At 70.7% G+C, this 21,009-nt stretch carries 15 protein-coding genes; 9 read left to right on the top strand and 6 right to left on the bottom strand.

What is annotated here, in order from left to right; genetic code table 11:
- Positions 1 to 15: 15 nt before the first annotated feature.
- On the bottom strand, positions 16 to 1,050 hold the full coding sequence (gene hrcA, locus FHX60_RS12100; RefSeq protein WP_183283498.1) for a heat-inducible transcriptional repressor HrcA: 1,035 nt from the start codon (positions 1,048 to 1,050) through the stop codon (positions 16 to 18).
- A gap of 102 nt (positions 1,051 to 1,152) precedes the next feature.
- On the opposite strand from hrcA, the gene FHX60_RS12095 reads away from it, so the two are divergent.
- From FHX60_RS12095 to FHX60_RS12080, 4 genes are all read left to right on the top strand, one after another.
- Complete coding sequence (locus FHX60_RS12095; RefSeq protein ID WP_112775337.1) at positions 1,153 to 2,070, top strand: NAD kinase; 918 nt, start codon at positions 1,153 to 1,155, stop codon at positions 2,068 to 2,070.
- A gap of 66 nt (positions 2,071 to 2,136) precedes the next feature.
- A complete protein-coding gene (recN, locus tag FHX60_RS12090) occupies positions 2,137 to 3,888 on the top strand; it encodes a DNA repair protein RecN (RefSeq protein ID WP_116601746.1) in 1,752 nt (583 codons plus the stop codon).
- An 89-nt stretch (positions 3,889 to 3,977) separates the two neighbouring features.
- Positions 3,978 to 4,424, top strand: coding sequence for a hypothetical protein (locus FHX60_RS12085; RefSeq protein WP_183283497.1), 447 nt, complete (start codon positions 3,978 to 3,980; stop codon positions 4,422 to 4,424).
- 149 nt (positions 4,425 to 4,573) lie between these two features.
- Entirely contained in the window at positions 4,574 to 6,205 is a 1,632-nt protein-coding gene (locus FHX60_RS12080) for a rhombosortase-dependent MprA family serine protease (protein WP_112775334.1), read from the top strand.
- Positions 6,206 to 6,220: 15 nt separating this feature from the next.
- Here FHX60_RS12080 and rrtA read toward each other — a convergent pair whose 3' ends face one another.
- Together rrtA and glnE are read right to left on the bottom strand one after the other, a co-directional pair.
- Positions 6,221 to 6,865 (bottom strand): rhombosortase, encoded by a 645-nt coding sequence (gene rrtA / locus FHX60_RS12075; protein ID WP_183283496.1) that lies wholly within the window; start codon positions 6,863 to 6,865, stop codon positions 6,221 to 6,223.
- On the bottom strand, positions 6,855 to 9,722 hold the full coding sequence (glnE, locus tag FHX60_RS12070) for a bifunctional [glutamate--ammonia ligase]-adenylyl-L-tyrosine phosphorylase/[glutamate--ammonia-ligase] adenylyltransferase (protein WP_375790536.1): 2,868 nt from the start codon (positions 9,720 to 9,722) through the stop codon (positions 6,855 to 6,857). Before glnE ends, rrtA begins: the two co-directional genes overlap by 11 nt.
- A 302-nt stretch (positions 9,723 to 10,024) precedes the next feature.
- Between glnE and FHX60_RS12065 the strand changes: the two genes are divergently transcribed.
- The 3 genes from FHX60_RS12065 (at position 10,025) to tldD (ending at position 16,761) form a co-directional block, all read left to right on the top strand.
- Complete coding sequence (locus FHX60_RS12065) at positions 10,025 to 14,359, top strand: YhdP family protein (RefSeq protein ID WP_183283494.1); 4,335 nt, start codon at positions 10,025 to 10,027, stop codon at positions 14,357 to 14,359.
- Positions 14,360 to 14,376: 17 nt separating this feature from the next.
- Positions 14,377 to 15,204 (top strand): carbon-nitrogen hydrolase family protein, encoded by an 828-nt coding sequence (locus tag FHX60_RS12060; protein WP_092313935.1) that lies wholly within the window; start codon positions 14,377 to 14,379, stop codon positions 15,202 to 15,204.
- Between the two features lie 96 nt (positions 15,205 to 15,300).
- Positions 15,301 to 16,761: a metalloprotease TldD gene (gene tldD / locus FHX60_RS12055; RefSeq protein WP_092313937.1), complete on the top strand. Its 1,461-nt coding sequence runs from the start codon at positions 15,301 to 15,303 to the stop codon at positions 16,759 to 16,761.
- 183 nt (positions 16,762 to 16,944) lie between these two features.
- Here the strand turns inward: tldD and FHX60_RS12050 are convergent, their stop codons facing one another.
- Positions 16,945 to 18,000, bottom strand: a complete 1,056-nt coding sequence (locus tag FHX60_RS12050; protein ID WP_092313939.1) for a class I SAM-dependent methyltransferase — start codon at positions 17,998 to 18,000, stop codon at positions 16,945 to 16,947.
- Here FHX60_RS12050 and FHX60_RS12045 point away from each other — a divergent pair.
- Both FHX60_RS12045 and aroG read left to right on the top strand, forming a co-directional pair.
- Positions 17,966 to 18,346, top strand: a complete 381-nt coding sequence (locus FHX60_RS12045; RefSeq protein ID WP_183283493.1) for a hypothetical protein — start codon at positions 17,966 to 17,968, stop codon at positions 18,344 to 18,346. The two genes, FHX60_RS12050 and FHX60_RS12045, sit on opposite strands and share 35 nt — an antisense overlap.
- 165 nt (positions 18,347 to 18,511) lie before the next feature.
- A complete protein-coding gene (gene aroG / locus FHX60_RS12040) occupies positions 18,512 to 19,591 on the top strand; it encodes a 3-deoxy-7-phosphoheptulonate synthase AroG (protein WP_112775331.1) in 1,080 nt (359 codons plus the stop codon).
- Positions 19,592 to 19,627: 36 nt separating this feature from the next.
- Here aroG and FHX60_RS12035 read toward each other — a convergent pair whose 3' ends face one another.
- Together FHX60_RS12035 and FHX60_RS12030 are read right to left on the bottom strand one after the other, a co-directional pair.
- Positions 19,628 to 20,173: a nitrous oxide reductase accessory protein NosL gene (locus FHX60_RS12035; protein WP_183283492.1), complete on the bottom strand. Its 546-nt coding sequence runs from the start codon at positions 20,171 to 20,173 to the stop codon at positions 19,628 to 19,630.
- Positions 20,173 to 21,009, bottom strand: a complete 837-nt coding sequence (locus FHX60_RS12030) for an ABC transporter permease (protein WP_183283792.1) — start codon at positions 21,007 to 21,009, stop codon at positions 20,173 to 20,175. Before FHX60_RS12030 ends, FHX60_RS12035 begins: the two co-directional genes overlap by 1 nt.

Genomic DNA, 21,009 nt, shown 5'->3' with positions numbered 1-21,009 from the left:
CGGAACGCCGGACCACTAGTTCTGGCTCAGCGCGCTGGACAGCAACCGCGCGGTAATGTCGACGATCGGGATCACGCGCTCGTAGGCCATGCGCGTGGGGCCGATCACCCCCAGCGTGCCGACGATCTGCCCGTCGACCTCGTACGGCGCGGTGATGACCGCCATGTCTTCGATCGGCACCAGCTGGCTTTCGCCGCCGATGAAGATCTGCACGCCCTGCGCATGGCTGGACACGTCCAGCAGCTGCAGCAGGCTGGTCTTGTGCTCGAACACGTCGAACAGGCGCCGCAGCTTGTCCATGCTCGAGGCGAGGTCGTCGACTTCGAGCAGCTTGCGTTCGCCGCTGATGTAGACGTGGTCGTCGTCCTCGTCCTCGGCGGCGCTGCCGGCCTCGACCGCGGCCTGCATCAGCTGCGACATGTCGCGGCGCAGGTCCTGCAGCTCCAGCCGCAGGTGGCTGCGCACGGTGTCGAAGCTCATGCCGGCATAGTGCGAGTTGAAGAAATTGGCGGCCTCGATCAGCTGCGCCGGCGTGTAGGGGAGCTCGGTCTGGATGATGCGGTTCTGCACGTCGCCCTCGGGGCTGACGATGATCAGCAGGATGCGCTTGTCCGACAGCCGCATGAACTCGATCTGCCGGAACGCCTGCGCGCGGCGCGGCGTCATCACCACGCCGGCAAAATGCGACAGGTTCGACAGCGTGCGCGCGGCCGCGGTGATCATGCGCTGCGGGGCCAGCTGCTGGCCGCCGAGCTGGTCCTGGATCTGCCCGGTCAGCTCGGCCAGGTCGGCGTTGCGCTCGAGCGGCTTGGCGGTCAGCATCGAGTCGACGAACAGCCGGTAGCCGCGCGGCGTCGGGATCCGGCCGGCCGACGTGTGCGGGCTGGCGATAAAGCCCATTTCCTCGAGATCGGACATCACATTGCGTATCGTCGCCGGCGACAGGTCCAGCCCCGAATACTTGGACAGGGTGCGGGAACCGACCGGCTGGCCTTCGGCAATGTAGCGCTCGATCAGGGTCTTGAGCAGCGTTTTGGAACGTTCATCCATGATGCCCCGATTTTACGCAAGTTTTGGACCTTCTGGCGGACCGGCCGGATGGGCCGCCGGCGCCTGCTGACAACCGTCACGGCGGTATGGTCTAATCCCGGCATGTCCGCCCCAGCCAAAGCCAGCGCCGTGCGCACTCCATTCAAGACCGTCGCCCTGGTGGGCAGGTACTCCACCGCCGGCATCGACGGGCCGCTGGAAGAAATCGCCTCCTATATCCTGCGCAACGGCCAGGATGTGGTGTTCGAGCGCGAGACCGCGCTGGCCACCGGGCTGACCGCCTACCCCGCCCTGTCCGCCGAAGAGATCGGCACGCAGGCCGACGTGGCCGTGGTGCTGGGCGGCGACGGCACGCTGCTGGGCATCGCCCGCCAGCTTGCCGGCTATGACGTGCCCCTGATCGGCGTGAACCACGGGCGTCTCGGCTTCATGACCGATATTGCGCTGGAAGACGCGCACACCGTGCTGCCCGACATGCTCGACGGCCGCTACGAGTCCGAGACCCGCCTGCTGCTGGCCTCGCGCGTGGTGCGCGACGACATGGACATCTTCTCCGCGCTGGCGCTGAACGATGTGGTGGTGAACCGCTCCGGCATCTCCGGCATGGTCGAGCTGGCGGTTTCGGTCGACGGCCACTTCATGTACAACCAGCGTTCCGACGGCCTGATCGTGTCGACCGCGACCGGCTCGACTGCCTACGCGCTGTCGGCCGGCGGCCCGATCCTGCATCCCACGCTGTCGGGCGTGGTGCTGGTGCCGATCGCTCCGCACGCGCTGTCGAACCGGCCGATCGTGCTGCCGCACGACGCCGAGGTCACCATCGAGGTGGCCAGCGCGCGCGACGCCAGCGTCAACTTCGACATGCAGTCGCTGACCTCGCTGCTGCCGGGCGACCGCATCGTGGTGCGGCGCTCGCAGAAGACCATCAACCTGCTGCACCCGGTGGGCTACAACTATTACGCCACGCTGCGCAAGAAGCTGCACTGGCACGAATACCCGTCCGAAGACAACCGCCTCTGAGCGCTTTCCAGTCGCCCCTCAGCCCGAGCCCGACCCTTCATCGGACCGACCACCTTTCCCGCCACGATGCTGCGCAGCCTGTCCATCCGTGATTTCGTCATCGTCGACACCCTCGACCTGGACTTCGCCTCCGGCTTTACCGTGTTCACCGGCGAGACCGGGGCCGGCAAGTCGATCCTGATCGACGCCCTGGCGCTGGTGCTGGGCGAGCGCGCCGATGCCGGCGTGGTGCGCGAAGGCGCGCCGCGCGCCAGCGTCAGCGCCATCTTCTCGACCCATGCCGCGCTCGATGCGTGGCTGGCCGAGCGCGAGCTCAACAGCGAAGAAGACGGCGGCGTGCCGACCGTGCTGCTGCGTCGCACGGTCGATGCCGGCGGCCGCAGCAAGGCCTTTATCAACGGCGCCGCCGCCACCCTGGCGCAGTTGCGCGAAGTCGGCGACCAGCTGGTCGACATCCATGGCCAGCATGCGCACCAGCAACTGCTGCGCCCGGATGCGCAGCGGCTGCTGTTCGACGCCCACGCCGGCCTGACCCAGCAGGCCGCCGCGGTGGCCGAGGCCTGGCGTGCCTGGCGTGCCTGCGTGCGCCAGCGCGAAGCGGTCGAGCACCAGTCGCGCGAGATGCAGCTCGAGCGCGAGCGGCTCGAATGGCAGGTGGGGGAACTGGACAAGCTCAACCCGCAGCCGGGCGAATGGGACGAGATCCAGTCGGAGTACAACCGGCTCTCGCACGCCGCCGGCCTGATCGACGGCAGCCGCGCCGCGCTCGACGCGCTGTCCGAGGCCGACGGCTCGGTGCTGTCGGCGCTCAACGGCATCGTGCACCGGCTGCAGCAGCTGGCCGACGTCGATCCCGCGCTGCGCGACGTGCTGGCCGCGCTCGAGCCGGCGCAGGTGCAGGCCGAGGAAGCCGCGCATTCGCTGACGCGCTATGTCGACCGGCTCGAGCTCGATCCCGAGCGGCTGCAGGTGGTGGAAGAGCGCATGCAGGCGCTGCACGCCACCGCGCGCAAGTACCGCCTGCCGCCCGAGCAGCTCGCCGATGAGCTGGTCGCGCGCCGCCAGCAGCTCGACGACCTGCAGGCCGCGCAGGACCTGAACAAGGTGATGGCGCGCGAGGCCGCCGCCAAGGCCGCCTACCTGACGCTGGCGCAGCATCTCAGCCATGCCCGCAAGCAAGCCGCGCAGGCGCTGTCCGGCGCGGTCACCGACGCCATGCAGGGCCTGTCGATGGCCGGCGGCAGCTTTGTCGCGGCGCTCAATGCCCTCGACGAAGGCCAGAGCTACGGCCTCGAGCAAGTCGAGTTCCTGGTGGCGGGCCACGCCGGCGTCAGCGCGCGGCCGCTGGCCCGGGTGGCCTCCGGCGGCGAGCTCGCGCGCATCAGCCTGGCGATCTCGGTGATCACCAGCGAAGCCTCGCCCACGCCCACGCTGATCTTCGACGAGGTCGACACCGGCATCGGCGGCGCGGTCGCCGAGGTAGTGGGCCGGCGCCTGCAGGAACTCGGCCGCGCGCGCCAGGTGCTGTGCGTGACCCACCTGCCGCAAGTGGCGGCGCAGGCCGGCACCCACCTGCTGGTCAGCAAGGAAACCACGGCCGAGGCCGATGCTTCGGTGACGCGTTCGCGCATCCGCGTGCTCGACCCGGCCGGACGCGTGGTCGAGACCGCGCGCATGCTGGGCGGCGCCACCGTCACCGCCACGACGCTGCAACATGCCGAGGAGATGCTGGCGCAGGGCATGGCCGACAGCGGCGCCGGCCAGCCCGCGCGCGCGGGCAAGGACGGCAAGCGCGGCCGCCGCGTCGCCGCCGGCTAAGGCCAAGTAAGGCTAAGGCCAACGCTCGCGCCACCTTGCGCGGCCTTGCGTGGCATCGTGCCAATTTATCAATCGACAGGAGCTTCCCCATGACCCGCCCAGCGCCGCCCACCGGCCACCGCCCGCGCGCCTCGCTGCGCGCGGTGCTGGCCATTGCCACCGCCGCCTCGGCCGCACTGCTGGCGCTGTCCGCCTGCCAGGCCCAGCCCAAGGCCTCGGCACCGCCGCCTGGCAGCATCAGCGATGACCGTGCGCTTGGCGACATCATGGTCCGCTTCAAGCCGCCCGCGGTGGACCTGTCCGAAGACGCCGGCAAGCTGCTGGCCGAGATCACGGGCCCGATCCGCTACGTGGTCAAGCGGCCGATGTCGGGCGGGGTCTGGCTGGTCACGGCGATCTCGCCGTCGGCGGAGGCCACCCTCGACCAGGCCGTCGACACGCTGCGCGCCACGCCGCGCATCGAGACCGCCGAACCGGACCGGCTGCTCAAGCCCAGCCGCAATATTCCAACCAGCCGCGACATGCCACCGCGCTAAGGCTGGAAATCTGTACGGAATGCCGCACTAACGAACGGGGACAAGACCAAAAACCGCCCTTGCACAACCCGGCTGGATCGTATTCGCTACATAACATGCCCACGCGCCGGTCCCGGCCCGCGCGCTACGCCCCAGGGAGGAGGAAATCCATGCCGCAATCCGCGCTGTCCGTGTTCTGCCGCAACTTCGCGGCCCGCCGCTGGCGGGCCATCGCCATGGCCGCCGCCGCTGCCTGCGGCGCGGTCCCGACCGGCACGGCACTCGCAGCCGGCGCGCAGTCCGCACCGGCCTATACCGGCCAAGTCATCGTGCGCTGGCGCGACGGCACCACCGCAGTCGATGGCAACGGCGCCGTCAAGTCGCCGGCTGCCGCCGAAGCCCTCAAGCAGCTGAGCGAACGCACCGGCATCGCCGTCTCGGCACGCCGCGCCATGGGCGGCAACCTGCAGTTGCTGCAACTCCCCGACGCCTTCGCCGCCGACCCCGAAGCGGCGGCGGCACGGCTGCGCCAGGACCCGCGCGTGGCCGACGCCGTGCCCGACCGCTGGCTGCGGCTGCACGACACCCTGCCCGACGATCCCGAGTTCCAGGTCAACCAGCCGTACCTGAAGGGCACCGGCACCGCCGTGGGTGGTGTCAACCTGCCGCGCGCGTGGGACCGCACCGGCGGCAGCAGCGGCATGGTGGTGGCGGTGGTGGACACCGGCATCCTGCCCCATCCCGATCTGCAGGGCCGGCTGCTGTCCGGCTTCGACTTCATCAGCACCACCACGGTCTCCAATGACGGCGACGGCCGCGACGGCGATCCGACCGATGCCGGCGACAACCTGCCGGCCGGCTTCACCTGCCCGGGCAGCAGCACGCCCACGCCCGAGCCGACCAACAACAGCTGGCATGGCACGCGCGTGGCCGGCGTGCTGGGGGCGCTGACCAATAACTCGCGCGATATCGCGGGCGTCGACTGGAATGCGCGCATCCTGCCGGTGCGGGTCTCGGGACGCTGCGGCGCGCTGCTGTCCGACACCGTCGACGGCATGCGCTGGGCCGGCGGCCTGCCGGTGCCGAACGTGCCGGACAACCCTAACCCGGCGCGCGTGGTCAATATCAGCCTGGGCGGCGGCACCTGCAGCGGCATCGAACAGCAGGCCGTCAACGACCTGAATGCGCGCGGCGTGGTGGTGGTGGCCGCGGCCGGCAACAACCGCGGCGCGGTCGAGGCGCCGGCCGACTGCAGCGGCGTGATCGCGGTCACCGCGCACGCCAACGGCGGCGAGAACGCCAGCTATGCCAACGTCGGCCCGCAGGTGGCGATCAGCGCGCCGGGCGGGGGCTGCGGCAACTCGCAGGTGGTCGACGGCCGCTGCACGGTCACGCCTTCGGTGATCCGCACGCTCAGCAACGACGGCAAGACGGCGCTGGGCAATTACGTGGTGGCGTCTTCGGCGGGCACCAGTTTCGCCGCGCCGATGGTCTCGGGCGTGGTGTCGATGATGTTCACGCTCAACGGCTCGCTGACGCCGGCGCAGGTCACCGCGGCGCTGAAGAGCTCGGCGCGCCCGCATCCCTCCGGCACCTTCTGCACCACCAATCCGGGTGTGTGCGGCGCGGGCCTGCTCGATGCCGACGGCGCGCTGCTGGCCGCGCTGGGCATGCCGCCGGCGCAGGCCGTGCCGGCACCGGCCGCGGATGGCGGCGGTGGCGGCGGCGCGGTGCCGCTGTGGAGCGGGCTGCTGCTCGCCCTGGCGGGACTGAGCGGCTTCGCGCTGCGCCGCCGCGGCTAGCGGCAGCGGTGGCACTCAGGCGGCGGCGCCGTTATCGCGCGCCGGCCGCCGCGCCAGCCACCACTCCTGCAAGACCCAGCACAGCAGGCCGGCCACCGCGCCGGCCGCATGCGCCACGCGCACCACGCCGAAGCCCCACGCCGGATCGAACACCACCGGCGCCAGCCACGACTGTTCCACCCAGATCTTGGCCAGCACGCCCAGGCACAGCAGCACGCCGGTGATGCGCGCCAGTCCCGGCGCGCGCAGCAGCCCCAGCGCACCCCACAGCGCCAGCCCGTGCAGCGCGCCCGAGAGCCCGCCGTACCAGGCAATCGCCGGCACGCGCAGCAGCGCCAGCTGCACCGCGATGCCACATACCACCAGCACCAGCAGCAGGCTGCGCACCCGCGCCACGCGCGCGCAGATCGCCAGCACGCCGGTGGCGGCGAGCATGTCGGCCAGCCAGTGATGGCCGTCCAGGTGCACCCACATCGCCGTGGCCAGGCGCCACCACTGCCCGTCCACCCGCACCGCATCGCGCAGGTACAGGCCGTGAGCGTGCCACCACGGCAGGAAGGTGAACGCCGCCGACAGCGCCCATACCAGCGCCACCGCTGCCAGCAGCCCCGGCCACGATGCGCCGGCGGGTGCCGGCCGCCCCGCGGCGTCAGTCCTCACCGAACACGGCCCGCCACAGCGTGCCCACCGCCGCGGTCTGCGCGGCCATCGATGCCGGCGCCACGCGCGCATGGACCTGGCCGTCGAGGCGCATCTGGTGCTGGCGCGCGCGGAACAGCCGGTAGGCGTCGCCCACCGCCAGCGCCAGCGCGGCATCGATCAGGCCCAGCTCGCCGGCCTCGCGCAGCAGCGCGATATTGCCGGCGTTGCGCGTCAGCTGCGGATGGGCGCGGCTGTGCAGCAGCACCAGGTACTGCACCGTGAATTCGATATCGACCATGCCGCCGCGATCGTGCTTCAGGTCGAACAGCTCGGTGGGATTGGGATGGCCTTCGGCCACCTTGCGGCGCATCTGCGCGATCTCGCCGCGCAGCGCCGCGGCGTCGCGCTCGTGGCACAGCACCTCGCAGCGCAGCGCCTCGAAGCGCGCGCCGATGGCGGCGTCGCCGGCGCAGAAGCGCGCGCGCGTGAGCGCCTGGTGTTCCCAGACCCAGGCGGTGTTGTCGCCCTCGCGCAGCTGGTAGCGGCGGAACGCGTCGAAGCTGGTCACCAGCAGGCCGGCCGCGCCATTGGGGCGCAGCCGCGTGTCGACGTCGAACAGCGCGCCGGCCGCGGTATGGCTGGTGAGCCAGGTGATCAGGCGGCGCGCATAGGCGGCATAGACCTCGGGCGCACGCTCGTGCTCGTCGTCGTACAGGAAGATGATGTCCAGGTCGGAGGCATAGCCCAGTTCCTTGCCGCCCAGCCGGCCATAGGCGATCACGGCGAAGCGCGGCGCCTCGCGGTGGCGCGTGGCGAGCTGGCGCCACACCGTTTCCAGCGTTGCGTCGAGCATGGCATCGGCCAGGTCCGACAGGCGGTCGGCCACCTGCTCCACCGTCAGCATGCCCTGCAGGTCCTGCAGCAGCACGCGGAAGGTCTCGGCATGGTGCTCGCGGCGCAGGATGTCCATCTGCTGCTCCATCTGCCCCTCGGCGGCCAGCAGCCGTTCATGCAGGCGCTTGCGGAACGCGGCCCAGTCGGGCGCGCCGGCCAGCGCGTCGCTGTCGAGCAGCTCGTCGAGCAGTTGCGGATGGCGCGTCAGGTAGGCCGCGGCCCAGCGCGAGGCATGCAGCGTCTGCGCGACGCGGTCCATCGCCTGCGGGTATTCGGACAGCAGCGACAGGTAGGAGGCGCGCCGGCTGATCGCCTCGAGGAAGTCGATAAAGCGTCCGATGGTGCTGTCGGGATCGTCCTGGCGTGCGGCCAGGTCGAGCGCGCGGTTGACCAGCTGGTCGAAGCGCGCGCGGCTGGCTTCGGACAGCGCGCGATAGCGCAGCGACGCGGCGATCGCGCGCAGCCGGTCCAGCAGCGCATTGCAGTCGGTAAAGCCGGCCGCCTGCAGCCGCTGGCACGGCACCGCGCTGTCGCCTTCAGCGTGCGACGGGTCCTGGGCGTTGTCCTGCGCGCGCGCGGCGCTGTCGTGGATGACGATGTCCGGCCACAGCGCCTCGCACGGGCCGGCGTCCGGGTCGGAGAAGGTGGCTTCGAACTGCTGCGCGACCGGTTCCTGCAGCGCGGCAAGCCGCGCCAGCAAGGCCGGCCAGTCGCTGCAGCCCATCATCTGCGCCACCGCCCGCTGCTCGTCCGGTGACGTCGGCAGGTGGTGGGTCTGGGCGTCGTCGCGGTATTGCAGGCGGTGTTCGAGCTGGCGCAGGAAGCGGTAGGCATCGCCCAGCTGTCCGGCCTGGCCGGGGGGCAGCAGGCCGCGCTCGACCGCCACCGCCAGCACCTCCAGCGTCGGCCGGATGCGCAGCGCGGGGTCCTGGCCGCCGCGGATCAGCTGGAACACCTGCGCCATGAATTCGATCTCGCGGATGCCGCCGCGGCCCAGCTTGATATTGAACGAGCGCTGGTTGACCCCGTGCCCGGGCAGGCCGCCGCTGCGCTTGGCGGCCTCGCTGCGGATCTGCGCATGCAGCGAGCGGATCGCCGCGATCACGCCGTAGTCAAGGTAGCGCCGGAACACGAACGGCGAGGTCAGCCGCGCCAGCAGGCCGGCGGTGCGCTGCGCATGGGGCGACTCGAGCGCCGACACCACGCGGCCCTTGATCCAGGCATAGCGCTCCCACTCGCGGCCCTGCACCACCAGGTATTCCTCCAGCATGCCCAGGCTGCAGGCCAGCGGACCGGCATCGCCGTTGGGACGCAGCCGCATGTCGACACGGAACACGTAGCCGTCGGCGGTCACGTCGGCGAGCAGGTTGATCAGCCGGCGGCCCAGGCGGATGAAGTACTCGTGGTTGGACAGGCTGCGCGGGCCGCCCTGGGTCTCGCCGTCCTCGTCGTAGAGGAAGATCAGGTCGATATCGGACGAGACATTGAGCTCGCGCCCGCCCAGCTTGCCCATGCCCACCACCACCAGCTCCTGCACCTCGCCGCTGTGGGCGCCGACCGGGCGGCCGAAGGTGGCGGCAAGATCGTCGCCCAGCACCGCCAGGCCGTACTGGATCGCCAGTTCGGCCAGGTCGGTCATGGCGCCGGTAACCTCGCCCAGCGTCGCCAGGCCGCGCAGGTCGCGCTCGATCACCGCGCACATGACCTCGGCCCGCAGCCGGCGTAGCGCGCGCTTGGCGGCATCTTCGGTGTCGGCCGAGGGCGCATGCAGCGCCTGCAGCCGTGCTTCCATCCAGGCGCGCGTGAGCGGCTGCGCCACCGCGGCGGCGAGGATCTCGGGCAGGTCCGGGCGGGCCTGCAGCACGCGCCGGGCGTAGTGCGAGTACGCGGCCGAGTACAATACGTCGCCGCCTGCCCGGGGGCCTTCGCCGTCCGGCTGCAGCGCCTGCGTCGCGGTGACGGCAAAGGCGCCGGCAGCCATGGTGCCGGGGCCCTGCCCCGGTGCGACGGACGCCGCATGGGCGGGTTCCGGTGTGGCGCGCGCGCCATGTTGGTCAGCAGCGGCGCCAGCGGCGGAACTCGTCGGATCAGAGGCAGTCATTCCAGTATTTGAAATGCAAGCAAGGTGCGAAAGGTGCGGCCAGGGGTACCCCGCTGCGACGCCCCGCCGCTTGCGCCGCGGACGCGCCAGCGCCGCTGCGGTGCGCGCAGCTTGCGCATTTCTTGTTTTAGCCGGCCGGGCACCAGATTGGAGAGCGGCTAGTATTGTCGGATAATCTGCGCATGTCCAGCCGCGCCCCACAACCCGCTGACGGTTCTCCCCCCAATGGCGGCGCGGGCGGGCACGAGGCCGCCACCACGCTACCCGTTGCGCCCACCGGTTCCCTTGGCATCGACACCCCTGACGCCCCCCGCCGGAGCTCCACGTGGGCGCGCGCCGGGGCGCTGGGCCGCACCGCTGCCCGCACCGCCGCGGCGGCCGTGCGCCATCCGTTCTGGCGCGGCCTGGGGCGCGCGCTGGTGCGCGTGGCCCTGGTGCTGGCCGTGCTGGCGCTGGCGGCAGGGCTGCTGATCCGCTTCGTGTTGTGGCCGCAGGCCTCCGCCGCGCGCGAGTGGCTGGAACAGCGCGGCTCGCAGGCGCTGTCGGCCCAGGTCAGCATCGGCTCGCTCGATACCTATTGGGACGGCTGGCATCCCGCCTTCCGCGCACGCGGCCTGAGCGCGGTGGACGGCCAGCAGCGCGCGCTGCTGTCGGCGGCCACGCTCGACGGCAAGCTGGCGTGGCGTTCGCTGATCAGCATGAACCTGCAGTTCGTCAGCCTGAGCGCCAGCGGCACCGACATCCTGGTGCGCCGCACCGCCGAGGGGCGGCTGCTGGTCGCCGGCATGGTGGTCGATGCCACCGGCGGCCAGCAGGACGACGATCGCTTCCTGGGCTGGCTGATGTCGCAGGGGCGCGTGGCGCTGTCCGACGGCAAGCTGCGCTGGCTCGACGAAAAGGCGCGCCTGCCGCGGCTCGACATCGGCGAGATCCGCCTCGACACCCGCCGCGACGGCGCGCGCCACACCTTCCACCTGGAAGCGCGCTCGCCGGCACTGGGTCCGCGCCCGCTCGAGGTGCGCTCGGCCTTCCGCGACGACTACCTGCACAGCGCCGGCAACTGGCGCCACTGGACCGGCCAGGCCACCTGGGACCTGGGCCAGCTGCAGTTGCCGGTGCTGCAGCGCTACCTGGCGATGTTCGAGCGCGTCGCCAGCGGCACCTTCAGCACCGACGGCAGCATCGAATTCCGCCAGGGGCGCATCGTGCGCAGCCAGACCCGGCTGCGCGCCAGCGGTGTCGACCTGCAACTGGCCGGCGCCGCCGCGCCGCTGCGGCTGGCCAATGCGCAGGCCCTGCTGCTGCACCGGACCGAGCGCGACGGCAGCAACCTGCTGACCGTCGACACGCTGCTGTGGCAGCCGCTGCAGGCCCAGCAGCCGGCGGTGCCCGACGCCAGCCACGCGCCCGCGGTGGCCGACGGCAGCTGGCGCGAAGGCATGCGCAAGGTCGCCATCGGCTGGGCCCGGGCCAAGGACGGCACCCTGAACAAGTTCTCGCTGAAGGCGCCCTCGCTGGACCTGAACACGGTGCGCGCGCTGGCCACCTCGATGCCGATCGACACCGCGGTGCTGCGCCGGTTGCGCGCGCTGCAGCCGGCCGGCCACCTCGACAACCTCAACGTCAGCTGGACCCGCGCGCGCGCCGGCATGCTCGAGCGCGGCGGCGGCAAGCCCCACTACAGCATCCAGGGCACGCTGCGCGATGTCTCCGTCAACGGCCAGCCCGCGGTGCCGGCGCTCGACGCCGCCGGGCATCCGCGCCTGGGCACGCCGGGCTTCTCGCACCTGTCCGGCACCTTCTCGCTCGACGACCAGCAGGGCAGCGCGCGCTTCGAGGGCAACGACGCGGCGCTGGTGCTGCCGGGGCTGTTCGAAGACCCGCGCCTGCCGTTCGACCAGATCGCCGGCGACGTGCGCTGGCAGCACCGCGACGGCAAGCTCGCGGTGACGCTGGACGGGGTGCGCTTTGCCAATGCCGACGCCGCCGGCGCGGTGCGCGGCACCTGGCGCGAAGGCGGCGACGGCGTCTCGGGCATCGCCGACCTGGCCGGCGAGATGACGCGCGCCAGGGTGGCGCGCGTGCCGCGCTACCTGCCGCTGAGCATTCCCGCCGCGACCCGCCACTACCTGTCCGGCGCGCTCACCGGCGGCGAGGCCGCCGGGGTCAGCTTCGTGCTGCGCGGCGACCTCGCGCACTTCCCGTTCCAGGCGCCGCACGAGCAGGCGGGCGAGTTCCGCGTCGAGGTACCGATCGAACACGTCAGCTACCAGATCGCGCCGCATGACGCGGGCCACGAGCCGGCCCACGGCGCCGCCGGTACATCGTCGTGGCCGGTGTTCACCGACATCGCCGGGCGCGTGGTGTTCGACCGCGGCGGCATGACCTTCCTGGCACGCCGCGCCACGGTGCAGGACATTGCCGGCGTCACGCTGCAGGATGTCAGCGGCCGCATCGACGACCTGAGCCCGCGCGGCAAGCTCGCCATCGACGGCAGCGCCACCGGGCCTGTGCAAGGCTTCGTGCGCTACATCAACGCCTCGCCGGTGCGCGAGTGGACCGGGCACGTGGCCGACGCGGCCCGGGCCGGCGGCAACGGCGAGCTCAAGCTCAAGCTCGAGATGCCGCTCGAGCACGCCGACGCGGCCAAGGTCGATGGCCGCTTCCGCTTTCCCGGCAACGATGTCGTGCTCAGCCCGCAGCTGCCGCCGCTGGGCAATGCCAGCGGCGTCATCACCTTCAACGAGCGTGGCTTCGGGCTGGAGAACCTGCGCGCGCGCTTTCTTGGCGGCGAGCTGCGCCTTGCCGGCGGCACGCAGCCGGACGGCGCCACGCGCGTGAGCGCGACTGGCCAGGCCTCGGCCGCCGGGCTGCGCGAGGCCGCGGCGGGCACGGCGCTGGCGCCGCTGGCGGCGCGGATGGAAGGCAGCACCGGCTACAGCGCCGTGATCGGCGTGCGCGAGCGGCAGTTGCAGGTCCAGCTGCACTCTGATCTCAACGGCATGGCGCTGCAGCTGCCGGCGCCCCTGGTCAAGGCCGCCGCGCCGTCATTGCCGCTGCGCGTGGAGTTGCGCCCGGCCGCGCCTGCGGCCAATGCCGCGCGTGCCGCCACCGACGAGCTGGCGCTGCAGCTGGGCAATGTGCTCAACGCCCGCTACCTGCTGCGCCGCGATGGCAGTGGTAACGGCAGCAGCGGCTTCGAAGTGCTGGCGGGTGGCATCGGCGTGCAGCAGGCGGCGCCGCTGCCGGCTGCCGGCGTCAGCGCCGCGGCCACCTTCGACCAGCTCGATATCGATGCCTGGCGCGCGGCCTTTGCCGGCGGCGGCGCCGGCGCGGGCGCCAGCGAGCCGCCCTCGCCGTTCCTGCCCAACCGCATCGCGCTGCGCGCGCGCACGCTGCATGGCATGGGCCGCACGCTGGACGAGGTCGCGCTCGACGCCAGCCGCGAAGCCGATGGCTGGAACGCCAGGGTCGACTCGCGCCAGATCGCCGGCGCGGCGCAATGGCGCCCGGGCGCGACGCCTGCCGCCGGTTCGCTGCGCTTGCGCCTGGCGCGCCTGAACGTGCCCGATGCCAACGACGAGCACAACGTGGTCGATGCGCTGGCCAGCAGCATCGACACCTTGCCCGCGATCGACCTGGTCGCCGACCAGTTCATGCTGCGCGGCCACGACTTCGGCAAGCTCGAGGTCAAGGCGCATACCGACACCGGTGCCGGCGGCACCGATCCGGTCTGGACCCTGGACAAGCTGCAGATCGAACAGCCCGGCGCCACCCTGACCGGCAACGGCAGCTGGCGCGTGCCGCGCCGCCTGAGCGCCGACGCCAGCGCCGAGCGCCGCACGCTGCTGTCGTTCGCCATCGACGTGCGCGATGCCGGCGCGACGCTGGACCGGCTGGGGCTGCCGCATACGCTCAGCGACGGCAAGGGCAAGCTCGAGGGCCGCGTGGCGTGGCGCGGCTCGCCGCTGTCGATCGACTACCCGACGCTGACCGGCAAGCTGTCGCTGGACCTGGAGAACGGCCAGATCCTCAGCGTCGATCCGGGCGCCGCGCGCCTGCTCGGCGTGCTCAGCCTGCAGGGCCTGCTGCGCTTTGCCACGCTGGACTTCCGCACGCTCTCGGGGCGCGGGCTGCTGTTCGACCGCATCACCGGCACCGGCACCATCGAGAACGGCGTCGGCACGATCCAGGACTTCCGGCTGCGCAGCCCGCAGATCATCGCCAGCATGAGCGGCACCGCCAACCTGCTGCGCGAGACCCAGGACCTGCAGGTCGAGGTGGTGCCGCGCATCAACGCCACCACCACGTCGATCGCTGCCGCCTTTATCAACCCGGCACTGGGCATCGGCACGCTCGCCGCGCAACTGCTGTTCGCCGACGAGTTCTCCAAGATGTTCACCCAGCACTACCGCATCTCGGGCAGCTGGGCCAACCCACAGGTCGGCAAAGTGGAGGACAATAAGGCGCAAGGCCCAACCTTCCAGAACCGCGCGGACCCGGCCTTCCCGCGCTAGAAGAAGATGCCGCGCCCATGACACCAGCCAGCCCTGCCCCGTTCCGCGTTGCCGCCGTCCAGACCGTGACCGGCACCTCGCTAGACGCCAACCTGGCGCGCGCCGAGGCGCGCATCGCCGAAGCCGCCGCCGGCGGTGCCGAACTGGTGCTGCTGCCCGAATACTTCTGCATCATGGGCCGCGCCGAATCCGACAAGGTGGCCGTGCGCGAGCACGACGGCGACGGCCCGGTGCAGCAGTTCCTGGCCGACGCGGCGCGCCGCCATGGCATCTGGCTGGTCGGCGGCACGCTGCCGATGTGGTGCGACGACCCGCAGCGCGTGTACAACACCTCGCTCGCCTTCAACCCGCGCGGCGAGCGCATCGCGCGCTACGACAAGATCCACCTGTTCGGCTTCACTCGCGGCACCGAAAGCTATGACGAATCCCGCACCATCCTGGCCGGGCGCTCGCCGGTCAGCTTCGACGCGCCGTGCGGCCGGGTGGCGATGTCGGTGTGCTACGACCTGCGCTTTCCGGAGTTGTACCGCGGCCTGGCCGCCGACGGCGGCACCAGCCTGATCCTGATGCCGGCCGCCTTCACCTACACCACCGGGCAGGCCCACTGGGAAATCCTGCTGCGCGCCCGCGCCATCGAAAACCAGTGCTATGTGCTGGCGGCGGCGCAGGGCGGCAAGCACGAGAACGGCCGGCGCACCTGGGGCCATTCGATGCTGGTGGACCCGTGGGGCGAAGTGCTGGCCATGCTGCCCGAAGGCGAAGGCGTGGTCGGCGGCGTGATCGACCCGGCGCGGCTGGAAGAAGTCCGGCAGAACCTGCCGGCATTGCGGCACCGGGTGCTGTAGCATGTACGCAAGCGCGGGGGCCGATGGCGCCCTCGCCCACAGGATTGTTTGCCGCGCCGGCCAGCCCGCGCGGCACAAGGAAAAAAAGGACCTCTCATGAACGCCGGCGATCTCGGAATCCGCAACCTGGCCACCGCGCAGCAACTGCTGCTGGCACCGTACGGCCTGGACGAAGCCAGGCTCCAGCGCGTGCTGGCCGATATCTTCACGCACAAGGTCGACTACGCCGACCTGTACTTCCAGTACACCCGCAACGAGGCCTGGAGCCTGGAGGAAGGCATCGTCAAGTCGGGCAGCTTCAGCATCGACCAGGGCGTGGGCGTGCGCGCCGTCTCGGGCGACCGCACCGCCTTCGCATATTCGGATGAAATCAGCCTGCCCGCGCTGTCGCAGGCGGCAGCCGCCACGCGCACCATCGGCCGCGCCGGCAGCGGCCGCGTCAAGGTCGCCGGCGAGCTGGCCACGCATGCGGGGCGCAACCTGTACACGCCCAACGACCCGCTCGACTCGATGAGCGCGGCGGAAAAGGTGGCGCTGCTGGAGCGCATCGAGCGCATGGCGCGCGCCAAGGATCCGCGCGTGGTCCAGGTGATGGCGGGCCTGGCCGGCGAATACGACGTGGTGCTGGTGGCGCGCAGCGACGGCGTGATCGCCGCCGACGTGCGCCCGCTGGTGCGGGTCTCGGTCACGGTGATCGCCGAACAGGGCGGGCGCCGCGAGATCGGCTCGTCCGGCGGCGGCGGCCGCTATGCCTACGGCTATTTCACCGACGACCTGCTGCAGCAGTACGTGGACGAGGCGGTGTCGTCGGCGCTGGTCAACCTCGATGCGCGCCCGGCCCCGGCCGGCGCCATGACCGTGGTGCTGGGCCCGGGCTGGCCCGGCGTGCTGCTGCACGAGGCGGTCGGCCACGGGCTTGAAGGCGACTTCAACCGCAAGGGCTCGTCGGCGTTCGCCGGCCGCATGGGCGAACGCGTCGCTGCCAAGGGCGTGACCGTGGTCGACGACGGCACGCTGGCCAACCGCCGCGGCTCGCTCAACCTGGACGATGAAGGCAACCCGACCCAGTGCACCACGCTGATCGAGGACGGCATCCTGCGCGGCTACATCCAGGACACGCTCAACGCGCGCCTGATGAAAATGCCGGTCACCGGCAACGCGCGCCGCGAAAGCTATGCCGCGCTGCCGATGCCGCGCATGACCAACACCTACATGCTCAACGGCGACAAGGACCCGCAGGAGATCATCGCCAGCGTCAAGCGCGGCCTGTATGCGGTCAATTTCGGCGGCGGCCAGGTCGATATCACCAACGGCAAGTTCGTGTTCTCGGCGAGCGAGGCCTACATGATCGAGGACGGCAAGATCACCTACCCGGTCAAGGGCGCGACCCTGGTCGGCAACGGCCCGGAATCGCTCAAGGACGTGACCATGATCGGCAACGACATGCGGCTGGATTCGGGCGTGGGCGTGTGCGGCAAGGAAGGCCAGAGCGTGCCGGTGGGCGTGGGCCAGCCGACGCTGCGCATCGAGAACATGACGGTGGGCGGGACGGCCTGAGGCTGGTGCCTGCTCCCTACTGCCGGTTTGCTCCCCTCTCCCGCTCGCGGGAGAGGGGCCGGGGGAGAGGGCAGGCACTGGCATACCGGCACGTCTCACTTCGTCGATACTCCCGCCCTCTCCCCAACCCTCTCCCGCAAGCGGGAGAGGGAGCACGCAATCAGCAAGCAAGACGGCCAGCCCTCACGGCCGCACTTCATACACCAGATTGAACGGCGTCTGCGCCGCCCGCCGGAAGCCGCTGAAGCCCGCCTGCTCCGCGACCGCGCGCAGGCGCGCCTCGCCCGCCTGCGCGCCCAGGCACAGGCCCACTTCCTGCGAACGCGATGCCGGCGTGCAGATGAAGGTCGACGCGGAATAGAACACCCGGCCCACCGGGTTCAGGTTCTGTTCCAGCGCATCGTTGGCAAACGGTTCGACGATCATCCAGGCGCCGTCGGCGCGCAGGGTCTCGCGCACGTGGCGCGCCGCGCCCACGGGATCGCCCATGTCGTGCAGGCAGTCGAACACCGCCACCAGGTCATAGTCCTTGCCGCCGTAGTCCTTGGCGCTGGCCACCTCGAAGCGCACGCGCTCGGACACGCCGGCGCGGCGCGCGGCCTCGGCCGCATGGCGCACCGAAGGCTCGTGGTAGTCGAAGCCGACGAAGCGCGACGCCGGAAACGCCTGCGCCAGGATGATGGTCGACGCGCCATGGCCGCAGCCCACGTCCGCCACCATGGCCCCCGCCTTGAGCCGCGCCGCCATGCCGTCGAGCGCCGGGATCCATTCCGACACCAGGTGCGCCGCATAGCCGGGCCGGAAGAAGCGTTCGGTGCCGTGGAACAGCGCGGGGTCGTGCTCGTGCCAGCCCAGCCCGCGGCCATTGCGGAAGATGTCGATCATCTTCGGAATCGCGCGGAACTGCGCCACCGCAATCTGGAACGCGCCCGGGATGAAGGCCGGGCTGCCTTCCTGCGCCAGCGCATAGGCCTGTTCCTCGTTCAGGCTGAACTGCTTCGAGCCCGCGTCATAGTCGACATAGCCGCTGGCCGCCTGCGCCGACAGCCATTCGCGCAGGTAGCGCTCGTCGGTATGGGTCTTGGCCGCCAGCATGGCAACGGTCATCGGTTTTTCCGCCAGCGCCTTGTACAGGCCGAGTTCATCGCCGACGACCACGGTCGCGGCATGCATCACCGCGCCGATATCGCCGACGAATTTTTCCATGAAGGCATTCAGCCTCGCTTCATCGACGCTCATGATGCACCTCCCCGTGCGACTGCTCCCCGCTTCCAATATAGCCATCGGCCATGCCTGGAAAAGCCGAAAAGCGGCGGCGGCACCAGGCTCGCAAGGCATCGCCGAAAGGCAAGGCGGGTTGGTGCGCCAGCGCACGGCATGGCTGCGGCGACACTTGCCAACCCTGGCAAAAGGCGCTATAAAGATGCTTCGTCGCGCGGGCAGCAGCCAATGCGCAACGAAAATTATCGAAGCGGCGCGCAATTTCCTGCCTTTCTGCCACGCAGTGCAGCATAAATCCAGCGCCCGCGAAGAAAATCGTTTCAAGCTGACCCAAGCCAACGCCTTTTTCCGCCATGTCCGCTAAGTTTTACTTTTACTTTTTTAGCGATCTCACACCGCTGGCGGATAGGGAGGGATGGCTGTAAGCAGCGCCCCGAATACAAAAGAAACCGCCAGCGACCCTGGCGGTTTTTTTATACCCCTTTGTTTTCCCACACACTCACGACCTCACAAGAATCCTGGAGCCATCATGCTGAAGAACACCGACGACCTGCGCATCCGCGAACTCAAGGAGCTGCTGCCGCCCGCGCACCTGATCCGCGAGTTCGGCTGCTCCGAACAGGCTTCGGACGTGATCTACGGCGCGCGCCAGGCCATGCACCGCATCCTGCACGGCATGGATGACCGCCTGATCGTCATCATCGGCCCGTGCTCGATCCACGATACCCGCGCCGCGCTGGAATACGCCAAGCTGCTCAAGGTGCAGCGCGAGCGCTTCGCCGGCGAGCTGGAGGTCGTGATGCGGGTGTATTTCGAAAAGCCGCGCACCACGGTGGGCTGGAAGGGCCTGATCAACGACCCGCACATGGACGGCAGCTTCAAGATCAACGACGGCCTGCGCACCGCGCGCGAGCTGCTGCTGACCATCAGCGAAATGGGCGTGCCCACCGGCACCGAGTACCTCGACATGATCAGCCCGCAGTACCTCGCCGACCTGGTCAGCTGGGGCGCGATCGGCGCGCGCACCACCGAGTCGCAGGTGCACCGCGAGCTGGCGTCGGGACTGTCGTGCCCGGTCGGCTTCAAGAACGGCACCGACGGCAACGTCAAGATCGCGGTCGACGCGATCAAGGCCGCGTCGCAGCCGCACCATTTCCTGTCGGTGACCAAGGGCGGCCATTCGGCGATCGTGTCGACCTCGGGCAACGAGGACTGCCATGTGATCCTGCGCGGCGGCAAGGCGCCCAACTACGACGCCGCCAGCGTGCAGGAAGCGTGCGATGCCATCGCCAAGGCCGGCCTGGCCTCGCGCCTGATGATCGACGCCTCGCATGCCAACAGCAGCAAGAAGCACGAGAACCAGATCCCGGTGTGCGCCGAGATCGGCCGCCAGATTGCCGCCGGCGACCAGCGCATCATCGGCGTGATGGTCGAATCGCACCTGGTGGCCGGCCGCCAGGACCACGTCCAGGGCCAGCCGGTCGACGAGCTGACCTATGGCCAGTCCGTGACCGATGCCTGCATCGGCTGGGACGACTCGGTCAAGGTGCTCGAGGGCCTGGCCGAATCGGTGCGCCAGCGCCGGCTGGTGTCGGGCAGCGGCAACTGACAGCGGGCACGGACGGCGGGCACTCGGCCCGCCGTGCTACATCCGGCTGTCCTGCATGGCCCCGCCGCCGAGGTCGGCCAGTTCCGGCGTCACCTCGGCGTAGCGCAGCAGTTTCCCGCCATGGCGGCCGGCAAAGGCGGCGGCATCGCTTTCCGTCCGGAAACTTGCCAGCGTCGGCCCCATCGCGCCGTGGCGCCGGCTGCCGGCGACGTAGATGCCGGTGGTGGCATCGAACCAGTGGCCGCGCGGCTGCTCCCAGTCGGCGCGTGCCATGTCCTGCACGAACACCGCGCGCACCGGTCGCAGCTGTTCCGGCCGCAGCAGCGCGTGGAACATTTCCACCGTATCGCAGAACCAGTGCGGTCGCGCGTCACCCGCATAGAACACCTGCGCCTTGGGCCCGGCGTAGTCGGCCAGCAGCATGCCGTCCAGCGCGCATGCGGTGGCGGCGTCGAACTCCTGCGGCTGTGCCGGCGCTTGCGGCTTGCCGCCGCAGCCGGCGATCAGGACGGCGCTGCCGGCAAGGGTCAGCAACAGGTGGCGGCGATGCCATGAGAACGGGGTACACAGCGAGGTACACATCAGCGGAAACTCCTGGCGGCAAGGCCCAGCGGCACGGCGATCCACGCCAGCAGCGCCGCGCCGGTCGGCCACGGGCTGGCCAGCGCGGGCGGCACGATGCTGGTAACGCCCCCGGCGCTGCGCAGCTGGTCCAATGAAAAGGCATTGACGATGCGAAACAGGTCGGCGGGGTTGAGCAACAGCAGCCACGCGATCCAGTCGGTGGCGGCATGCTGTTCGCCCGCGCCGCTGCCGGCGACCAGCATGCCGAGCAGCAGCAGGTCGAACACCAGCACGAAGAAGAACCACAGCCCGATCGCCAGCCCCGAGGCCTGCGCGCGGTCGCGGCTCAGCACCGACAGCCACAGCGCCAGGCTCAGGAACGCCAGCCCGAGCAGCACCGCGCTGGCGACAAAGCCGAGGTAGTGATACAGGCCCGCCCAGCCGAACTGGCGCGCCAGCAGCAGCGCCATCAGCGCAAAGCCGCCGGCCGTGGCCAGCACCAGCGCGGCGGCGAGGCCGAGGTACTTGCCCAGCAGCAGCTCGGCACGCGTCAGCGGCAGCGACAGCAGCAGGTCCAGCGAGCCGCGCTCGCGCTCGCCCACCACGGCGTCGAAGCCGAGCAGCAGCGCGATCATCGGCACCAGGTAGATCACCAGGCTGGCCAGACTGGTGATGACGAACTCCAGCGAGCGCGGGCCCAGCACGCCCTGCTCGGCGCCGCCGAAGTAGCCGATCGCCAGCGACAGCGCCGTGAACACCGCCGCCACCGCCAGCACCCAGCGGTTGCGCATGCGCTCGCGGAATTCCCTGCCGGCCAGCGCGGCCACCTGCCGCGCGTCGAGCCAATCGCCCAT

The sequence above is a fragment of the Cupriavidus alkaliphilus genome (assembly GCF_014191175.1).
Taxonomy (GTDB): domain Bacteria; phylum Pseudomonadota; class Gammaproteobacteria; order Burkholderiales; family Burkholderiaceae; genus Cupriavidus; species Cupriavidus alkaliphilus.
This window is presented reverse-complemented; position numbering and strand designations above follow the sequence as displayed.

Coding starts and splice junctions, on each gene's coding strand:
- aroG (WP_112775331.1), top strand. CDS start 18,512: ATGCTGAAGAACACCGACGACCTGCGCATCCGCGAACTCAAGGAGCTG.
- glnE (WP_375790536.1), bottom strand. CDS start 9,722: ATGGCTGCCGGCGCCTTTGCCGTCACCGCGACGCAGGCGCTGCAGCCG.
- FHX60_RS12035 (WP_183283492.1), bottom strand. CDS start 20,173: ATGTGTACCTCGCTGTGTACCCCGTTCTCATGGCATCGCCGCCACCTG.
- FHX60_RS12050 (WP_092313939.1), bottom strand. CDS start 18,000: ATGAGCGTCGATGAAGCGAGGCTGAATGCCTTCATGGAAAAATTCGTC.
- tldD (WP_092313937.1), top strand. CDS start 15,301: ATGAACGCCGGCGATCTCGGAATCCGCAACCTGGCCACCGCGCAGCAA.
- hrcA (WP_183283498.1), bottom strand. CDS start 1,050: ATGGATGAACGTTCCAAAACGCTGCTCAAGACCCTGATCGAGCGCTAC.
- FHX60_RS12085 (WP_183283497.1), top strand. CDS start 3,978: ATGACCCGCCCAGCGCCGCCCACCGGCCACCGCCCGCGCGCCTCGCTG.
- FHX60_RS12065 (WP_183283494.1), top strand. CDS start 10,025: ATGTCCAGCCGCGCCCCACAACCCGCTGACGGTTCTCCCCCCAATGGC.
- FHX60_RS12045 (WP_183283493.1), top strand. CDS start 17,966: ATGAAGGCATTCAGCCTCGCTTCATCGACGCTCATGATGCACCTCCCC.
- FHX60_RS12095 (WP_112775337.1), top strand. CDS start 1,153: ATGTCCGCCCCAGCCAAAGCCAGCGCCGTGCGCACTCCATTCAAGACC.
- FHX60_RS12030 (WP_183283792.1), bottom strand. CDS start 21,009: ATGGGCGATTGGCTCGACGCGCGGCAGGTGGCCGCGCTGGCCGGCAGG.
- recN (WP_116601746.1), top strand. CDS start 2,137: ATGCTGCGCAGCCTGTCCATCCGTGATTTCGTCATCGTCGACACCCTC.
- FHX60_RS12080 (WP_112775334.1), top strand. CDS start 4,574: ATGCCGCAATCCGCGCTGTCCGTGTTCTGCCGCAACTTCGCGGCCCGC.
- FHX60_RS12060 (WP_092313935.1), top strand. CDS start 14,377: ATGACACCAGCCAGCCCTGCCCCGTTCCGCGTTGCCGCCGTCCAGACC.